This window comes from Paraburkholderia dipogonis (assembly GCF_042680985.1).
Classification (GTDB): domain Bacteria; phylum Pseudomonadota; class Gammaproteobacteria; order Burkholderiales; family Burkholderiaceae; genus Paraburkholderia; species Paraburkholderia phytofirmans.
In genome coordinates this window covers 541,241-558,884 of sequence record NZ_JBHUFR010000006.1, presented here as the reverse complement: position 1 = coordinate 558,884, position 17,644 = coordinate 541,241, and the positions used below count along the sequence as shown (strand labels likewise).

The 17,644-nt window shown below is 62.9% G+C and carries 13 protein-coding genes; 8 read left to right on the top strand and 5 right to left on the bottom strand.

The features are described from left to right. Window positions 1-10: 10 nt before the first annotated feature. From ACFSNN_RS07170 to ACFSNN_RS07155, 4 genes are all read right to left on the bottom strand, one after another. On the bottom strand, window positions 11-916 hold the full coding sequence (locus tag ACFSNN_RS07170) for a cation diffusion facilitator family transporter (protein WP_012426417.1): 906 nt from the start codon (window positions 914-916) through the stop codon (window positions 11-13). Window positions 917-1,093: 177 nt separating this feature from the next. After that, window positions 1,094-5,935, bottom strand: a complete 4,842-nt coding sequence (locus ACFSNN_RS07165; protein ID WP_134459467.1) for an NAD-glutamate dehydrogenase — start codon at window positions 5,933-5,935, stop codon at window positions 1,094-1,096. A 168-nt stretch (window positions 5,936-6,103) separates the two neighbouring features. Next, window positions 6,104-6,904, bottom strand: coding sequence for an alpha/beta fold hydrolase (locus ACFSNN_RS07160; RefSeq protein WP_134459469.1), 801 nt, complete (start codon window positions 6,902-6,904; stop codon window positions 6,104-6,106). Next, window positions 6,901-7,935: a M14 family zinc carboxypeptidase gene (locus tag ACFSNN_RS07155; protein WP_134459470.1), complete on the bottom strand. Its 1,035-nt coding sequence runs from the start codon at window positions 7,933-7,935 to the stop codon at window positions 6,901-6,903. Before ACFSNN_RS07155 ends, ACFSNN_RS07160 begins: the two co-directional genes overlap by 4 nt. A 291-nt stretch (window positions 7,936-8,226) precedes the next feature. On the opposite strand from ACFSNN_RS07155, the gene phnC reads away from it, so the two are divergent. The 6 genes from phnC (at window position 8,227) to ACFSNN_RS07125 (ending at window position 13,226) form a co-directional block, all read left to right on the top strand. Beyond that, entirely contained in the window at window positions 8,227-9,132 is a 906-nt protein-coding gene (gene phnC, locus ACFSNN_RS07150; RefSeq protein ID WP_134459472.1) for a phosphonate ABC transporter ATP-binding protein, read from the top strand. Between the two features lie 41 nt (window positions 9,133-9,173). Continuing rightward, a complete protein-coding gene (gene phnD, locus ACFSNN_RS07145; RefSeq protein ID WP_134459474.1) occupies window positions 9,174-10,151 on the top strand; it encodes a phosphonate ABC transporter substrate-binding protein in 978 nt (325 codons plus the stop codon). Next, complete coding sequence (phnE, locus tag ACFSNN_RS07140; RefSeq protein WP_134459477.1) at window positions 10,148-10,990, top strand: phosphonate ABC transporter, permease protein PhnE; 843 nt, start codon at window positions 10,148-10,150, stop codon at window positions 10,988-10,990. Before phnD ends, phnE begins: the two co-directional genes overlap by 4 nt. A gap of 277 nt (window positions 10,991-11,267) precedes the next feature. Then, complete coding sequence (locus ACFSNN_RS07135) at window positions 11,268-12,104, top strand: DMT family transporter (protein WP_134459480.1); 837 nt, start codon at window positions 11,268-11,270, stop codon at window positions 12,102-12,104. A gap of 87 nt (window positions 12,105-12,191) precedes the next feature. Beyond that, window positions 12,192-12,650, top strand: coding sequence for a helix-turn-helix domain-containing protein (locus ACFSNN_RS07130; protein ID WP_106301897.1), 459 nt, complete (start codon window positions 12,192-12,194; stop codon window positions 12,648-12,650). A 3-nt stretch (window positions 12,651-12,653) separates the two neighbouring features. Then, window positions 12,654-13,226, top strand: a complete 573-nt coding sequence (locus tag ACFSNN_RS07125; RefSeq protein ID WP_134459483.1) for a PIN domain-containing protein — start codon at window positions 12,654-12,656, stop codon at window positions 13,224-13,226. Between the two features lie 18 nt (window positions 13,227-13,244). Here the strand turns inward: ACFSNN_RS07125 and pdxR are convergent, their stop codons facing one another. Further along, window positions 13,245-14,750: a MocR-like pyridoxine biosynthesis transcription factor PdxR gene (pdxR, locus tag ACFSNN_RS07120; protein WP_134459486.1), complete on the bottom strand. Its 1,506-nt coding sequence runs from the start codon at window positions 14,748-14,750 to the stop codon at window positions 13,245-13,247. Window positions 14,751-14,873: 123 nt separating this feature from the next. Here pdxR and ACFSNN_RS07115 point away from each other — a divergent pair, with 123 nt between their 5' ends. After that, on the top strand, window positions 14,874-16,157 hold the full coding sequence (locus ACFSNN_RS07115; protein ID WP_012426408.1) for a 4-aminobutyrate--2-oxoglutarate transaminase: 1,284 nt from the start codon (window positions 14,874-14,876) through the stop codon (window positions 16,155-16,157). A gap of 9 nt (window positions 16,158-16,166) precedes the next feature. After that, window positions 16,167-17,627: an NADP-dependent succinate-semialdehyde dehydrogenase gene (gene gabD / locus ACFSNN_RS07110; protein WP_134459489.1), complete on the top strand. Its 1,461-nt coding sequence runs from the start codon at window positions 16,167-16,169 to the stop codon at window positions 17,625-17,627. The last annotated feature ends 17 nt before the right edge of the window (window positions 17,628-17,644 follow it).

The following is a 17,644-nucleotide window of genomic DNA, read 5'->3' as shown; positions in this document are numbered from 1 at the left end:
GACGTGCCGCTCAAACGCGCGGCACCTCTGGCTCGAAAAACACCCAGCGGACTTGCGGGAACGTGGCCTGCAAGTCCGCTTCGATCACGTTGATCGCATCGACCATGGCGCGGCCGCTCGCGTAGTCGATCATTTCTGCCTGCACGGCCACCACTACGTGACGCCCCCATTGCAGCGTAATCATATTGATGATGCTGCGAATCTCGGTGCGCCCGCGCAGATGCGCCTCGATAGCGCGCCGCACTTCGGGGCTCGCCGATTCGCCGACGATCATCGACTTCACTTCACGCGCCACCAGCCACGCAATCACCATCAGCAACACGCCGACGCCGATGGAACCCAACGCGTCATAGACAGGATTGCCGGTCATCATGGTGAGCAGCACGGCCGCGAAGGCCATTGCCAGTCCCGCCAGCGCGGCGATATCTTCGCCCGCTACCACGAGGAGTTCGGATTCGCGCGTCTCCCGAAACCAGCGCCACATGCTTTTGTCGGGATGCGTCTTGCGGATTTCCTTGACGGCGCCCCACAAGGAGAGCGCCTCCAGCACCACGGACACGCCGAGCACCGCCAGCGCCACATAGGCATACTGCAACGGCTCGCGCACGAACAGACGATGCACGCCCTCATACACCGAGAACGCACCGCCGACAAAGAACAGGAGAAGCGCGACCAGCAGCGAATAGAAGTTGATCTCCCGCCCGCCACCCATGGGATGCAACGGGCTCGCCGGCTTGCGCGCTTCACGCAGACCGAACAGCAGCAGCAATTGATTGCCGCAATCGGCGGTGGAGTGAATGGCCTCGGCGAACATCGAGCCGGAACCGGTGAACGCGGCGGCCGCGAACTTGCAGATGGCGATGCCGAGGTTGGCGGCGAGCGCATAGAAAATGGCTTTCGGCGATTCTTCTTTCATCGTCGTGGAAGGCGTCCGTGAGTTTGCAAAGAGCTTTCGATGGGCAACAGCCCGTATTATGGACATGCCGGAAGGCATGCGTCCAACCCGGGTGTTGTTTGCAACGTGCTCCGCTTGCGCTTTCGTTTGCGCTTTGCCTCGTTCGCCTTCCTTCGCCTTCCTTCGCCTGAAGCCTTGTTACGCCCTTTCGAGCGCCGCCATTTCACGCACGATCACGAGCAGCATCGACAGGCTCGCGCCGCCGGTGGCCCGCAGGTCGGCCAGCAGGTGAGCGTAGCGTTCCAGTTGCGCTGTGCGCTTTTCACGCCATGCCTCGACCAGCGCCTCAGGGCTGGAGGCATCATCGGCGTCGGCCAATGCGCTCGTCGTCAGCGCGCGTTTTAGCCGCGCAATGTCGGCCACCGCCGTGGCGCGCGCCAGCATGTCCCAGTGCGTGGGCGCCGGCAACGCGGCCGCGCGCTCGCTGATCCAGCTGGAATTGAGCAGCGTGCCGAGCGCGAAATAGACGCCCGCCACCAGTTCGAGACTGCGCCCGCTGGCCGATGCCACTTCGGCGATATCGAGCAACGCGGCCGAGATCTCGCCGCCCGCGATCCGCACCGCCAGCTCGCTATCCACACCGGCATCCGCGAACACGCGCTGGCGCTCGGAGAGCGCTTCGAGATCGGCGCTCGGCAACAGCGCGGGCCATTGCGGCGCAAGTCGTTGCGCCGCGTCGCGGCAACGCGCGAGCAGGCCGGCCACGTCGCGGTCGCTGACCGCGCCCGATTGCAATTGCCGCAGGAACCACAGCGCGGAACGCTCGACCAGCCGCGCGACTTCGACGAACATGCGCGCCTGGATGTCGTCGGCGACGCGGTTGTCGAGCGCGTCGATGCTGCGCCAGACGTCGTCGAGATTGAACACGTCGCGCGCCATGATAATGGCCCGCACGATCTCACCAGGTTGCGCATCGGTTTCTTCCATCAGCCGATGCACGAACTCGCAGCCCACACGATTCACCAACGCGTTGGTCAGATGCGTCGCGAGAATTTCCCGGCGCAGCGGGTGGCGTTGCATCGGCTCGCTGAAGCGCTGCCGCAACGGCTTCGGGAAATACTCGACCAGCATGTCGCTGACAAGCGGATCTTCCGGCATCGGCGATTCGAGCAGCGCGTCGTACAGCCACATCTTGCTGTAGGCAAGCAGCACCGCGCGCTCCGGCGTGGTGAGCCCTTGTTTGGCGGCCTGCCGTTCAGCGACTTCTTCATCGGTCGGCAGAAACTCGATCACGCGATTCAAACGCCCTGCGCGTTCGAGGTAGCGCATCAGGCGAGCTTCCGCATCGAGCAATTCGACGCCGTAGCGGCCCGCAATCGACAGCGCCTGCGTCTGGTAGTAGTTGTCCTGCAGCACGAGCAGGCCCACCTCGTCGGTCATTTCGGCGAGCAATGCGTTGCGTTGCTTCTCCGTCATTTCGCCGTCGGAGACGACCAGGCCAAGCAGAATCTTGATGTTAACCTCATGGTCCGAGCAGTCTACGCCCGCGGAGTTGTCGATGGCATCGGTATTGATCCGGCCGCCGCGCTGCGCGAACTCGATGCGCCCGAGTTGCGTGAGACCGAGATTGCCGCCTTCGGCCACGACCTTGCACTGCAGATCGGAACCGTTGACACGGATAGCATCGTTGGCACGATCGCCGACTTGCAGATGCGTTTCGCGGCTCGCCTTCACATACGTGCCGATACCGCCGTTGTACAGCAGATCGACGGGCGCCTGCAGAATCGCGCGCATCAATTCAGCGGGCGCGAGCGCCGGCGCGCTGATGCCGAGCACCGACTGCACCGCCGGCGAGAGCGGAATCGTCTTGGCGCTGCGCGGAAACACGCCGCCTCCCGCCGAAATCAGCGAGGGGTCGTAGTCGGCCCAGCTCGAGCGGTCGAGAATGAACAGACGCCCGCGCTCGGCAAGACTGACCGCCGGATCGGGATTCGGATCGAGAAAGATATGCCGATGATCGAACGCGGCCACGAGCTTGATATGCGGCGACAGCAGCATGCCGTTGCCGAACACATCGCCCGACATATCGCCCACGCCGACCACCGTGAAGTCCATGGTCTGCGTATCCACACCCATTTCGCGGAAGTGCCGCTTGACCGACTCCCACGCGCCGCGCGCGGTGATGGCCATTTTCTTGTGGTCGTAACCGACCGAGCCGCCGGAGGCAAACGCATCGTCGAGCCAGAAGCCATATTCCTGCGAGATCGCGTTCGCGTAGTCGGAGAACGTGGCCGTGCCTTTGTCCGCGGCGACCACCAGGTAGGGATCGTCGGGATCGTGGCGCACCACGTCGGGCGGCGGCACGATGGTCGTGCCGGCCAGATTGTCGGTCACGTCGAGCAGGCCGCGCAGGAAGGTCTGATAACACGCAATGCCTTCGCGCATCCACGCGTCGCGTTCGGTTTGCGGCGGCGGATTCTTCACGACGAAGCCGCCTTTCGAACCGACCGGCACGATCACCACGTTCTTCACCATCTGCGCCTTCATCAGGCCGAGCACTTCCGTGCGGAAGTCCTCGCGCCGGTCCGACCAGCGCAGGCCGCCACGCGCCACGCGGCCGCCGCGCAAATGCACGCCTTCCACACGCGGCGAGTACACCCAGATTTCGAACATCGGTTTCGGTTCGGGCAAGCCAGGCACTTGCGCGGGATCGAACTTGAAGGACAGATAGGGCTTTGGATGTCCGTCGGCATCGAAACGATAGTAGTTCGTGCGCTTGGTCGCTTTGATGACGCCGAGAAATTGCCGCAGTATGCGGTCTTCGTCGAGATTCGGCACCTGGTCGAGCGCGCTGTCGATCGTATGGAGCCAGCCGTCGACGCGCGCTTCGCGCGTCTCGCCCAATGCCGGGTTGAAGCGGGCGATGAACAGCTCGACCAGCATGCGCGCGATGGCCGGATTGCCGGTCACCGCTCGCTCGATGTACGCGTCGCTGAAAGTCGAACCTACCTGCCGCAAATACTTGGCGTACGCGCGCAGGATCGTCACCTCGCGCGCATTCAATTGCGCGCGCAGCACAAGGCGATTGAAGTCGTCGCTTTCGATCGCGCCGGTCCACACCTTTTCGAAGGCTTCTTCGAAGAGATCCTTCACGCGTTCGATGTCGAACTCGGCGTCGTCCGCGAGTTCGAGGCCGAAGTCGTGAATCCATGCGGGCGTCGCGCCCAGCGCCTCGATCAGATAGGGGCGCTCTTCATCGACACGCACGCCGAGATGTTCGAGCATCGGCAAACTGCGCGACAAGGCGATCGGCAGACCCGCGCGATACACCTTGAAGCGAAACGCGCGCGGGCCCGATTCGATCGGGCGGTACAGGTTCATCGCGAGCCGTTCGCTGCCTTGCACGTGTTCGATCAGTTCGATATCGCGCACCGCCGTGCGGGCGGGATAGTCGTCGCGATAACCGGCGGGAAACGAATCGCCGTAGTGTTGCAGCAGACGGTTGCCCTGCTCTTCGCCGAATGCGTCGAGCAGGGCATCGGCGAGATCGTCCTGCCAGCGGCGTGCGACCTGCACGAGCCGCGCTTCCAGCTCGCGTGTATCGACGTTGGGCATGCCGCCCGGCTTCGCATGCACGACGAAGTGAATGCGCGCCAGCGTCGACTCCGAAAGCAGCGGCGTGAACTCGACACTCTCGCCGTTGAATGCATCGGCGAGCAAGTTGGCAATGCGCTGACGCAGATCGGTGTTGTACTTGTCACGCGGCACGAACACGAGACACGACACGAACCGGTCGAAACGGTCGCGCCGTATGAACAGCCGGGTGCGCTGATGCTCCTGCAAACGCAGCACGCCTAGCGCGATATCGTAGAGCTGATTCTCTTCGGCCTGAAAGAGCTCGTCGCGCGGATAGGTTTCGAGCACCGTGACGAGCGATTTCGCCAGATGACCTTTCGGCAGGAAACCGGCTCGTCTCACGATATTCGCGCATTTGCGCCGCACGATCGGAATCTCCGCGGCCGACACGAAATATGCCGTGGATGTATAGAGACCGATGAAACGCCGCTCGCCGGTCACCTTGCCGTCCGCGCCGGTCAGCTTGATGCCGACATAGTCCAGATAGCCCGGCCGGTGCACGGTGGCGCGTGAATTGGCCTTGGTCAGAAAGATCGGCGACGAACCTGAAATGATCTCGGCAGCGGCCGGCGGCAAGGGCGTGATCTCGGCGGCGCCGGCGGGCCGCAAGGCATCGCGCAGAATACCCAGACCCGAACCCGGCACCGCGCGCAGACCGTAGCCGATGTCATGCTGCACCAGTTCGTAATCGCGCTGGCCGAGAAAGGTGAAATGATCGGCCACCATCCATTCGAGAAACGCGCGGGCTTCCAGGCCTTCCGGTCCGCCCTCGCCGGCTTTCATGCCTTTGATCGTGACGCGCGCGAGTTCGACGATCTTCGGCCAATCTTCGACGGCCGCCCGCACGTCGCGCAACACCTTGGCGATTTCGTCACGCAGCGCGTCGAGTTTTGCCGCATCGCCGCAACGGTCCACTTCGAAATGGATGAACGAAGTCAGGTGTGAACGCGAGTCGGCAGGTTCTTCGGCGCCTTGGCTCACTCGTGCGATGCTGCCGTCGGGCGCGCGCCAGATGCGGAACACGGGATGCACGACCGAATGCAGCGCGAGGCCTTGACGGTTGACGGCCATGGAAACCGAATCGACGAGAAACGGCATGTCGTCATTGACGATTTCGATCACCGTGTGATCGGAGTGCCAGCCGTGCTGTTCGAGGATCGGGTTATAGACGCGCAGCCGTTCGGCGCCGGGCGTGAAGCGCTGTGCCGTTTGCCAATGTGCGAGCGCCGCACCGTACAGATCCGCAATCGAGCGGCTTTGCAGGTCGTCGGCGTCGACGAAATCGTAGTAGTGCCGCAGAAAAGGTTCGACGACCTTGAAGGTTGGCTCGGGCAATCGCCCGCGCGCGAATTCGACGACATCGTTCAGCAAGTGCGTGACGGCTTCTTCGTTCTTTGCTTGCATGATCAACTCCCCCGGCTGGGCGGCAATGGCGGGTATGGCTTGATACTCGCTTGATTCGCATGCATCGTCTGAAGGGGAATTATGCACCCGACGACCGGCATGCGACGGACGACGGCACTTAGGTTATACCCGCTGCCGGTGAATGCGTCGTTACGGCGCGCCTGGCCGTTAAAGCACGGCCCTGGGAACCGCGTGCTCCTGCGCGAGCCATGCGCGAACCTGTTCGCTGGTCCACGCCGGGTCGTCGTGCGGCAGGTCGTGGCCGGCCCACGGATGCTCGCAATGCAGGGCGCCCCAGGCCGCCGCCAGCTTTGCCGAGCAAACGGGGTCGACCAGCTTGTCGACACGCGAAGAGAGGATCAGCAATGGGCATTCCGGCCGCGCCGCGCCCGCGGTGAAACGTGCCGCGGCCCACAGTTGCCGTAACGCATTGCCACGGCTCACAGGCGCGCTGCGGCGAATGCGGCTCCAGGCGTCGAGATCGTCGCCGAGCGTCTGCACGTTATTGCATGTCAGCCGATGAATGCCGTGTTCCGCGCGCGGCGCGTCGCGCCAGTGCGCGGCCACGCCCAGCAGGCCGGACCATGCCGAAGGACGCAAGCGCTCCTGCATCTGGCTGAACGGCCGCATGCTCGTGTTGATGAGCACCAGCCGCTCGATCTCGTAGGGATGCCGTTGCGCCCAGTCCGTCGCCACCATGCCGCCGAGCGACATCGCCAGCACGCAATAAGGACCTGGCATGCCGCTTTGCAGAGCAGCATGGCGCACGAAGCCGACCATGTCGGCGACCGTCGACGGCGCGCGCAAGTGCGCGAATTCGCCGTTGCCCGGCAAATCGAGCGGCAGCAGACGGCCGGGCGCGCCCACGTGAAGGGCCGACTCATTGACCGCGCCATGCAGCAAGCCGGGCAAGCGGCCCCAGTGGCGAACTTCACGCGTGAGGCCGCGTAGCAGGATCCACGTGCTCATACGCTTTCCGGTTTATACCAATGGTCGATCGCGCTTTGCAGCAATTGCTCACGACGATTGCCTTGCGGCAGCCAGCGCTGCGAAGAAAAGGCCGCGCGCGCCAGAAAGTCGAGCAGGTTCGCGTGACGCCGCAGCACACGCGCCGTGCGATGCGCCTTCACCGGATTGAACATGCCCTGACGCGAAAACAACTGGCGCGGATTCTTCTTGATCCACAGCCAGGAGCCGAGTTCGAGGGTCATCGGCAGAAAGACGTTGGGCGCGGGCGCGCGGTCGTAGGCGAAGTCCCACAGATCGCCGTGCAATAAATATTGATGGCTCTGCGGTTCGAACGCGTAGCCGTGATGAGGATGCGCGCGTTCGAACATGGTTTTCAGCACGTACATTTCCGGCAGATGCGGCATCACTTTGCGCGTGCGTGCGTATGGAAACCAGATGCTGTCGCTCCAGCCGTAGCCCGAATGGCAATCGAGCGCGATGCTCAACGGCCGCGTGGCCAGTTCGGTTTCGACCACTCGTAGCAATGCCGAAGCCTCGGGCTCCATTGGCGCGCCCACGCGGCCCCGATACCACGGCAGCCACGCGCCTACGCGCTGGCCGCCCGCCAGTAACGGCACGCGTTCGTCGGCGTTCTGCGGCGCGTTGCGCATCAGGTCGACGCCGTTGGGGTTGGCGCGCGTGGCCGCCCACATACCGCCCGGATTGACGATCGGCATAAAGATCAGACGAATCGACTGCAATTGACGCACCAGCAGTTCGTCCCATTCGAGCCGCGCAAGCAGCGCGCGCATGTAGTCGAGCACCAGTTGCGAGCCGATCCGCTCGAGCCCATGAATGCCGCCGAAAAAACCGATTGCCGGCGCCTGCGGGTCGGTCGAACCGATGCTCGCAGTCTGCACGGCAAATTGCCGGCCGCGCACCGTCGTCTCGCAGACCGTGCGGATCGCGAAGCTCGCGCTGCCCTGCTCGAGGATCGTTCTGAGATCTTCGTACTCCGCAAAACTGTCGGGAAGGAAGCTCAGAGGCTGCATGACGATGTCGCAGGCAATTGCAAGGTTAATGGGGACGGCACACCGATTGACGCAATATAGCCTGGCCGGCAGTGATCATGCTGAAGCCGCGCGGTTCGATGCAAATCCTGTCACAGGCATGTCATTTTTCATTCGAACGAATGACTCCGATTTGCCTTGCCGGCGACGTAAAAAAGACATGCATAGATATAGTCGTCTAGACGTTGCGATGCCTTCACTCAACCGTCACAGACGCTTCCTAGAATGAGCCCCACACGTGCCGGCAAAGGCCGGATGCATCAAGGGGTACTCATGGAAACAATTAGGGAAGCGATTCGTATCGAACGGTTGAGCAAGACGTTCAGCAACGGCCGCAAGGCGCTGGACGAAATCGATCTGCGCGTCGAACCGGGCGAAATGGTTGCGTTGATCGGCGCCTCGGGCTCGGGCAAGTCGACGCTGCTGCGTCATATCGCGGGCTTCACGGCTTCGGATGCGCAGCCGTCGCAAATCTCGATTCTGGGCCGGCCGATTCAGCAGAATGGCCGCATCGTGCGGGAAGTGCGCAGCATTCGCCGCGATATCGGCTTCGTGTTCCAGCAATTCAACCTGGTGAACCGGCTCTCAGTCGAAAGCAATGTGCTGATCGGCGCGCTCGCGCGGCTGCCGTTGTGGCGCCGACTCAGCGGCCGTTTTCCGCGCGCCGAGCGGGCGTTGTCGATGGCCGCGTTGAACGAAGTCGGCATCGGCGAACATGCACGCGAACGCGCCGCCAATCTCTCCGGCGGCCAGCAGCAGCGCGCCGCGCTTGCTCGTGCGCTCGTGCAGCGCGCCCGTATCGTGCTCGCGGACGAGCCGATCGCCTCGCTCGACCCCGAGTCGTCGCGCCGCGTGATGGAGATGCTGCGCACGCTGAACGTCGAGCATCAACTCACGGTGCTGGTGTCGCTGCATCAGATCGATATCGCGATGCAGTACTGCCCGCGCACGATTGCGCTGCGCCGCGGCAAGGTGGTGTACGACGGCCCTTCCGCCGCACTCACGCCGGTCTTGCTCAAGAAGCTCTACGGCGACGACGCGCGCGAACTACTCGATGAATCCGCCATCAGCGCGGAAGATCTCGACACAAAGACCGCTAACGGCAGCACACCCCCTCAGGACACCGCGCCCGCCTCTGCGCGCTATGCCTTCGCACTCAATCCGGCGCACTCGAACTGAGCGCGCCCATTCATTCTGTCAACTCAACCGGATCTCAAACAATGAAATTCCTGCGTTCATTGATCACGTTGGCCGTCGGCGCCGCGACCCTTGCTACTGTCGCCGCTGCGCAAGCCGAGGACCTCAATCTCGGCATCATTTCGACCGACTCGTCCTCCGTGCTGAAACAGCGCTGGGAACCGCTGATTCAGGACATGAACAAGCAAACCGGTCTGAACGTGAAAGCGTTCTTCGCGACGGACTATGCCGGCATTATCGAAGGCATGCGTTTCAACAAGGTTCAGGTTGCGTATCTCGGCAATGCGTCCGCGATCGAAGCGGTGGATCGTTCGCAAGGCGAAGTGTTTGCCAAGACCGTGTACGCGAATGGCGACGCAGGATATAAGTCGGTGTTGATCACCAACGTGAACAGCCGCTTCAAGACACTCGACGATGTATTCAAGAATACGAAGGATGTCACGCTCGGCTTCGGCGATCCGAACTCCACATCCGGCACGCTGATTCCCGGCTACTACCTGTTCTCCCAGCACAACACGCCGGTCAATACGTCGTTCAAGACCGTGCTGCCTTCCAGCCATGAAGCGAATCTGCTGGCCGTCGTGAACAACAAGATCGATATCGCGACCAACAACACCGAAATGCTCGACTCCTTGAAGAAGCAGCATCCGGACAAGTTCGCGCAAGTGCGCGTGCTATGGACCTCGCCGCTGATTCCGTCGGACCCGATCGTGTGGCGCAAGGATCTGCCGCAAGCCACCAAGGACAAGCTGCGCAACTTCTTCGTCAACTATGCGAAGACCGACGCGCACGAAAAGGCCGTGATGGCCGGCATTTTCGGTTACGGCGGCTTCGCGGCATCGTCGGATGCGCAGTTGCTGCCGATCCGCCAGGTCGCGCTGTTCCAGCAGAAACAGAAGATCGAGAGCGACACGCATCTCTCCGATGACGATCGCAAGACCCAGTTGGCCGCACTCGACGCGAAGCTGAGCGCGCTCAATACCGCGCAATCGAAGCAATGAACACGGCCGATCTGATCACGTCGCCGGCGCGAGCGAGCGACGTGCTCGACGCCCAGGCGGCGCGTCATCCCGCGCTGGCTGCCGGCAAGCGCAGCTGGTTGTCGCTCGCCGGCTGGATCGCGGTGCTTGCGGTGTTGGGCGGCGCATGGCACGGCGCCGACATGCGTCCGCTGGATCTGCTCAGCGACTCCGGCAACATGGGCCAGTTCGCCAAGGACTTCTTCCCGCCCGACTTCACCGAATGGCGCAGCTATCTGCACGAGATGTATGTGACGCTCTCGGTGGCGGTGTGGGGCACCGCTCTTTCGCTCGTGTGCGCGGTGCCGTGCGGACTGATGTCCGCTCACAACATGGCGCCGATGTGGATCGTGCAGCCCATGCGCCGCGTGATGGACGCGTGCCGCGCGATCAACGAGATGGTCTTCGCGATGCTGTTCATCGTCGCGGTCGGCCTCGGTCCTTTTGCGGGTGTGCTGGCGCTGTGGGTGCACACCACCGGCGTGCTCGCCAAGCTGTTCGCCGAAGCAGTCGAGGCCATCGATCCGCGTCCCGCCGAAGGCGTGCGCGCCACCGGCGCGACCAGTCTCGACGAAATCATTTATGGCGTACTGCCGCAAGTGCTGCCGTTGTGGATCTCGTACGCGTTGTATCGCTTCGAATCTAACGTGCGCTCGGCGATGGTGGTCGGCATGGTCGGTGCGGGCGGTATCGGCGTAGTGTTGTACGAGGCGATCCGCTCGTTCAACTATGCGCAAACCGCCGCGGTGATGATCATGGTGATCGTGGTCGTGACGGTGATCGACCTTGTTTCCGCGTGGCTGCGCGAACGTGTGACCTGAAGTCGACAGCCTGACTGTACGTGGGCGCGGTGGCGGGAGGTCTGGCGAAAGCGTCGCTTCGTCGGCTTTCCGCCGCGCGCCGTTGCGCGCCACGTTTCGACCTGCATGCGCGGGACCGCCCAACTATGCAGCGTCTTTTTGGCGCCACAAATCGCCTTAATTTTCCAAATAAAACCCCTTCGATCGAGTCGTCCACTCCGCCATTCCGGCGTTCTGCTGGAATAATCACGGGCTCATGGCCCGCACGCCGGCCTCGCTTCTCCTCTCCCGGTCTTCGATGGAAACCTTGGTCGTTTTGCTGGTGCTGCTCTCCGCGCTGCTCCACGCTACGTGGAACGCGTTTCTGCATCTTTCCGAAGATCGCATCTGGCTGCTCGGCATGATGGCGATGCCGTATATCGCCGTCAGCGCGGTCGGCGTGATCGTGCTGCCCATGCCGGCGCCGGCGGCGTGGCCGTATATCCTGGCATCCGTGGCGCTGGAATTCGGTTATCTGCTGGCGCTGCTGCGCGCCTACAAAAGCGGCGACTTCGGACAGATCTATCCGATTGCGCGCGGCCTTTCGCCCATGCTCGTATTCGTCGGCGCACTGGTCTTCGCGCATGAGGCGCTCAAGCCGCTGGCGGCAATCGGTGTGGCGCTGGTGTCGCTCGGCATCGTCTCGCTGGCGTTCCGGCGCGGCATGCGCTTTTCGGGTGAGAGCGTGCCCTTCGCGCTTCTTACCGGTTTCTTCATCGCGACATATTCGGTGGTCGACGGCATCGGCGCGCGCCTGGCGGGCAATGGCCTGAGCTACATCATGTGGGTCTATCTGATCTGGAATGTCCCTCAGTTTCTGCTCGCCTGGCATTGGCGCGGCGGCGCCAAGGGACTGTTTATCGGGCGGGTGATGGTGCTCAAGGGCATCGCAGCGGGGCTGCTCGCGTTGAGTGCCTACTGCCTGATCATCGAGGCATACCGCTACCTGCCGATTGCGATGGTCTCCGCGCTGCGCGAGATGAGCTCGATCTTCGCGGTGCTGATCGGCTGGCTGTTCATGCGGGAAAAGCTGACCGCGCGGCGTGTCGTTGCTTGCGCGCTGGTGACATTGGGGGCGGTGTTGATACGGGTTTGACGGCCGGCGGCTGCCAAGTCGTTTCGTTTATTGCGATTTCGAATATTTCGATTTAAAATGACGCAATCGAAGGAGCCGAGTCGCGCCATGAACACCACAATCCATCCCACCCCGCTTCCGTCGCAACAGGAGGCCGAGCTTGCCCGCACCTCTAGCCGGAATCTGTCAGTGGTGCTGTCCAGCCGCGCCGAAACACAGCAGTTCGACTTCAAGGACGACAGAGGTCAAACGCGCACCGTCGAGCTGCCGACTTCGGTCGTGCGTCTGATGGTCGATGTTCTGACAGAAATCGGCCAGGGTAACGCCGTCTCCATCATTCCGATTCATGCCGAACTCACCACACAAGAGGCAGCTGATCTGCTGAATGTGTCACGGCCGTACTTCGTGCAGTTGCTGGAGAAAAAGGAGATTCCGTTCCGCAAGGTGAACACTCACCGGCGCGTGAGGTACGAAGACGTGATGGCCTACAAGAATCGCATTGATACGCAGCGGCGCAAGGCGCTGGACGAACTCGCGGCATTGTCTCAGGACATGGGCCTGGAATAACCGATGTCGTCACACTTCACCGCTGTCTACGACGCTTGCGTTCTGTACTCCCAACCATTACGTAACCTGTTGATGCGTCTGGCCCTGACTGACCTTTACCGGGCGCGTTGGACCCGCATTATCCATGACGAATGGGTGCGAAACCTGATCGCAAACCGGCCAGACCTGGATCGCGCCAAAATCCATCGCGTCCGAGAACTTATGGACGCCCATGTTCGCGATGCACTAGTCGAAAACTTCGAGCATTTGATACCGGCCATCGAACTGCCGGATCCCACTGACGCACACGTCGTCGCCGCAGCCGTTCACTGCGGAGCCGAACTTATTGTCACGTTCAATCTAAGAGACTTTCCAGCCGCCGCCTTGAGTACGTTCAACGTAACCGCGCAGCATCCCGACGACTTCATTGCCGACCTGTTCGATCTCAACCAGGCGAAGGTACTCGAAGCCATGGCCGAGCACAGAAAATCATTGAGGAACCCGCCGAAGTCGGTCGACGAAAATCTCGACACCCTTGCAAGGCTCGGCCTCACGCAAACCGTTTCAGCGGTTCGGCCGTACAGCATCGCGATCTGAGCAGAACTCCCTGCGAGTTCACACAAACTCCGGCAACGTCGCATCGATCGCATCTGCCAGCGTATTGAAAGCCGGTGCGATTTCCTCATCCGGCACGCACGCGTAGCCGATCAGCAAACCCGACGGCGCCAACGCCGGCTGCGCGTAATACCCCGACAACGGCCGCACCACGATATTGCGCTCCAGCGCTGCAGCCGCCACCCGTCGGTCATCGGTGCCATCAGGCAACTGCATCACGAGATGCAAGCCGGCGTCGCCGCCCACCGCCGGCAACGCGTCGCCGTAACGCTGCGCGGCGGCATCCAGCAGCGTCTGCCGGCGCTGTCCGTACAGCGTGCGCATCTTGCGGATATGCGACGTGAAATGCCCTTCGGCGATGAACTCCGCAAGCATCGCCTGCTGCAGCAGTTGCCCCTCGCGATACAACTCGGCGCTCGCAGTGGCGAAACTCTCCGCCAGCGCTTCCGGCACCACGAGGTAGCCGATGCGCAACCCCGGAAACAACGTCTTGCCGAAGCTGCCCACGTAAATCACCTGCCCCGACGTATCCAGACCTTGCAGCGAAGCCAACGGCCGGCTGCCATAGCGGTATTCGCTGTCGTAGTCGTCCTCGATGATCCAGCACTGGTTCTGCCGCGCGTATTCGAGCAGCATGCGGCGTCGCGCGAGACTCATTACCATGCCGAGCGGATATTGGTGCGAAGGCGTGACGAGCATCAGCTTCGGCGGCTGCGCGAGGTCGTCGGCGCAAGGATTGATGCCTTCCTCGTCGACGGCGATCGGCCGCGATTCCAGGCCCGACACGTGCAGCACGCTGCGCACGCCCCAGTAACATGGGTCTTCGGTCCAGATCACGTCGCCGGGATCGGACAGCAGGCGCACGGCCAGATCGACCGACTGGTGAATCCCGGTCGTGATGATGATCTGCTCCGGCGTGCAGCGCACTGAGCGCGAAGTGCGCAGATAGTCCGCCAGCGCATGCCGCAGCGAAGCCAGGCCGCCGCCCGGCGCATACGTCAGCAGGTCCGGGCGTAGCCGCCGCCAATATTTGTTGTGCAGACGGCTCCAGACGCGCGCCGGAAACTTCGTGACGTCGGGCACGCCCGGCATGAACGCGCCCCACTGCCGCTTGGACACACCCGCTCCCGCGATCAGCCGCGCGCCGCGCGTGGACAGCGCGCGCCGCGCCTGCTGCGGCGCCGGCTCGGAACGCGCGGCGGGCGCCTCGGCGTCGGGCACGCCTACGATCTCGTCCGGCGCGCTATCGGCGACAAACGTGCCGCGTCCGGTCGCCGAACTGACATAACCTTCGAGTACGAGCTGCTCATACACCTGTGTCACGGTGTTGCGCCCAATGCCCAACTCCTGCGCCAGCAACCGCGACGACGGCACCTTGCTGCCCGGCGGCAATTCGCGCGACAGGATCGCCTGCTGCAACAGCCGGTGCAGTTGGCGATAGATCGGCTGGCCGTTGCCCCGGTCGAGGCGCTGGGCCAGCCAGTCGGACAAAACGCTCGCGCGCATGATTGGCTCCTACATTTTTATTGAAATGGCTCTGAAGTTAAGAGCCAAATCTCATTATAGTCGCTGCATGTGCTGCGCTGAGCGCGCGGCGTCCGCAAAAACCGAGGAGCGAAGGAGATAACCATGAAGAACGCAGAACTGAAAAGCCGCAAAGACGCCGCCACGCCGCGCGGCGTGGGAGTGATGTGCGATTTCTACGCCGAGCGCGCTGAAAACGCGGAACTGTGGGACGTCGAGGGCCGCCGTTTCATCGACTTCGCCGCAGGTATCGCCGTGTGCAACACGGGCCACCGCCACCCGAAGATCCTCGCCGCGATTCGCGATCAACTCGATCATTTCACCCACACGGCGTATCAGATCGTGCCGTACGCGTCGTATGTCGAACTGGCCGAAAAACTCAACGAGCGCGCGCCGGGCGACCATCCGAAGAAAACCGCGTTCTTCACGACCGGCGCCGAAGCCGTCGAAAACGCCATCAAGATCGCCCGCGCCGCGACCGGCCGTCCGGGCGTGATCGCCTTCACCGGCGGTTTCCACGGCCGCACGCTGATGGGCATGGCGCTGACCGGCAAGGTCGCGCCGTACAAGATCGGCTTTGGCCCGTTCCCGTCTGACGTGTTCCATGCGCCGTTCCCGAATCCGCTGCACGGCGTGACAACGGCCGACTCGCTGAAGGCCATCGAATTCCTGTTCAAGGCCGACATCGATCCAAAGCGCGTGGCCGCGATCATCTTCGAACCGGTTCAGGGCGAAGGCGGCTTCTATCCGGCGCCGGCCGAATTCGTGCGCGCCCTGCGCAAGCTGTGCAACGAGCACGGCATCCTGCTGATCGCCGATGAAGTCCAAACGGGCTTTGCGCGTACCGGCAAGCTGTTCGCGATGCATCACTACGACGTGGTGCCCGATCTGATGACGGTCGCCAAGAGTCTCGCCGGCGGCATGCCGCTATCGGGCGTGATCGGCCGCGCCGATGTGATGGACGCCGCGGCGCCTGGCGGTCTCGGTGGCACGTATGCGGGCAATCCTCTGGCGGTTGCCGCCGCGCATGCGGTGCTCGATATCATCGACGAAGAAAAGCTCTGCGAGCGCGCCACGTTGTTGGGTGACCGCGTCAAGGCCAAGCTGATCGCGCTGCAAAGCGACGTGCCGCAAATCGCCGATGTGCGCGGCCCCGGCGGCATGGTCGCCGTCGAATTCTGCAAGGCGGGCGGCACGGAGCCGGACGCGGAGTTCACCAAGCGCGTGCAGACGCGCGCGCTCGAACGCGGCTTGCTGCTGCTGGTGTGCGGCGTGTATTCGAACGTGGTGCGCTTCCTGTTCCCGCTGACGATTCAGGACGCGGTCTTCGACGAAGCCATGGCGATTCTCGAAGACGTGATCAAGGACAGCGTCACCGTCGCGGCTTAAGGAATCCACATGACCACGTTGAGCTTGAAAGACCCGTCGCTTCTGAAGAGCCACGCGTACATCGCGGGCGAATGGCAAGGCGCCGACGACGGCACGACCTTCGAAGTAAACAACCCCGCCACGGGCGAAACGATCGCGACGGTGCCGCGCATGGGCACGGCGGAAACCCGTCGCGCCATCGACACGGCCAACGCCGCGTGGCCCGCATGGCGCGCCACGACCGCGAAGCAGCGTGCGGTGATCCTGCGCAAATGGCATGACCTGATGATGGAGAACGCCGACGATCTGGCGAAAATCCTCACCACGGAACAGGGCAAGCCGCTCGCCGAAGCCAAGGGCGAAATCCAGTACGCCGCGTCGTTCCTCGAATGGTTCGCGGAAGAAGGCAAGCGCGTGAACGGCGACACGATCCCGACGCCGGCCAGCGACAAACGCATTGTCGTGACGAAGGAGCCGATCGGCGTTTGCGCGGCCATCACACCGTGGAATTTCCCGGCCGCGATGATCACGCGCAAGGTCGGCCCGGCGCTCGCGGCGGGCTGCCCGATCATCGTCAAACCGGCTGAAGCCACGCCGCTCTCCGCGCTCGCGCTCGCGGTGCTGGCCGAACGCGCCGGCGTGCCGCGCGGCGTGTTCAACGTCGTGACCGGCGAGCCGAAAGCGATCGGCGCGGAAATGACGGGCAATCCGATCGTGCGCAAGCTGTCGTTCACCGGCTCGACGCCGGTCGGCCGTTTGCTCATGGCGCAGTGCGCGCCGACCGTCAAGAAGGTCTCGCTCGAACTCGGCGGCAATGCGCCGTTCATCGTATTCGACGACGCGGATCTGGATGCCGCGGTGGCCGGCGCGATTGCATCGAAGTATCGCAATAGCGGCCAGACCTGCGTGTGCACGAACCGTTTCTATGTGCACGACAAGGTCTACGATACGTTCGCCGACAAACTGCGCGTCGCCGTCGAACAGCTCAAAGTTGGCCGTGGCATCGAAGAGGGTGTAACGCAAGGTCCGCTGATCAACGAAGCGGCAGTGCTGAAGGTCGAGTCGCATATCGAAGATGCGCTTGCGAAAGGCGCGCGCATCGTGACCGGCGGCAAGCGTCACGCGCTCGGTCATGGTTTCTTCGAGCCGACCGTGCTCGCGGATGTCACGCCCGCCATGAAGGTGGCACGCGACGAAACCTTCGGGCCGCTCGCGCCGCTGTTCCGCTTCTCGTCGGATGAAGAAGTGATCCGCCTCGCCAACGACACCGAGTTCGGTCTCGCGTCGTACTTCTATAGCCGCGATCTCGGCCGCGTCTGGCGTGTCGCGGAAGCGCTCGAATATGGCATGGTCGGCATCAACACGGGCCTCATCTCGAACGAAGTCGCGCCGTTCGGCGGCGTCAAGCAATCGGGCCTGGGTCGCGAAGGTTCGCATTACGGCATCGACGATTACGTGGTGATCAAGTACATGTGCGTCGGCGGGATCTGAAGGCACAGCTTGAAATG

What these genes read in the sequence shown, in the direction of transcription:
- ACFSNN_RS07170 (WP_012426417.1), bottom strand. Translation starts at nt 916, where the DNA reads ATGAAAGAAGAATCGCCGAAAGCCATTTTCTATGCGCTCGCCGCCAAC.
- ACFSNN_RS07165 (WP_134459467.1), bottom strand. Translation starts at nt 5,935, where the DNA reads ATGCAAGCAAAGAACGAAGAAGCCGTCACGCACTTGCTGAACGATGTC.
- ACFSNN_RS07160 (WP_134459469.1), bottom strand. Translation starts at nt 6,904, where the DNA reads ATGAGCACGTGGATCCTGCTACGCGGCCTCACGCGTGAAGTTCGCCAC.
- ACFSNN_RS07155 (WP_134459470.1), bottom strand. Translation starts at nt 7,935, where the DNA reads ATGCAGCCTCTGAGCTTCCTTCCCGACAGTTTTGCGGAGTACGAAGAT.
- phnC (WP_134459472.1), top strand. Translation starts at nt 8,227, where the DNA reads ATGGAAACAATTAGGGAAGCGATTCGTATCGAACGGTTGAGCAAGACG.
- phnD (WP_134459474.1), top strand. Translation starts at nt 9,174, where the DNA reads ATGAAATTCCTGCGTTCATTGATCACGTTGGCCGTCGGCGCCGCGACC.
- phnE (WP_134459477.1), top strand. Translation starts at nt 10,148, where the DNA reads ATGAACACGGCCGATCTGATCACGTCGCCGGCGCGAGCGAGCGACGTG.
- ACFSNN_RS07135 (WP_134459480.1), top strand. Translation starts at nt 11,268, where the DNA reads ATGGAAACCTTGGTCGTTTTGCTGGTGCTGCTCTCCGCGCTGCTCCAC.
- ACFSNN_RS07130 (WP_106301897.1), top strand. Translation starts at nt 12,192, where the DNA reads ATGAACACCACAATCCATCCCACCCCGCTTCCGTCGCAACAGGAGGCC.
- ACFSNN_RS07125 (WP_134459483.1), top strand. Translation starts at nt 12,654, where the DNA reads ATGTCGTCACACTTCACCGCTGTCTACGACGCTTGCGTTCTGTACTCC.
- pdxR (WP_134459486.1), bottom strand. Translation starts at nt 14,750, where the DNA reads ATGCGCGCGAGCGTTTTGTCCGACTGGCTGGCCCAGCGCCTCGACCGG.
- ACFSNN_RS07115 (WP_012426408.1), top strand. Translation starts at nt 14,874, where the DNA reads ATGAAGAACGCAGAACTGAAAAGCCGCAAAGACGCCGCCACGCCGCGC.
- gabD (WP_134459489.1), top strand. Translation starts at nt 16,167, where the DNA reads ATGACCACGTTGAGCTTGAAAGACCCGTCGCTTCTGAAGAGCCACGCG.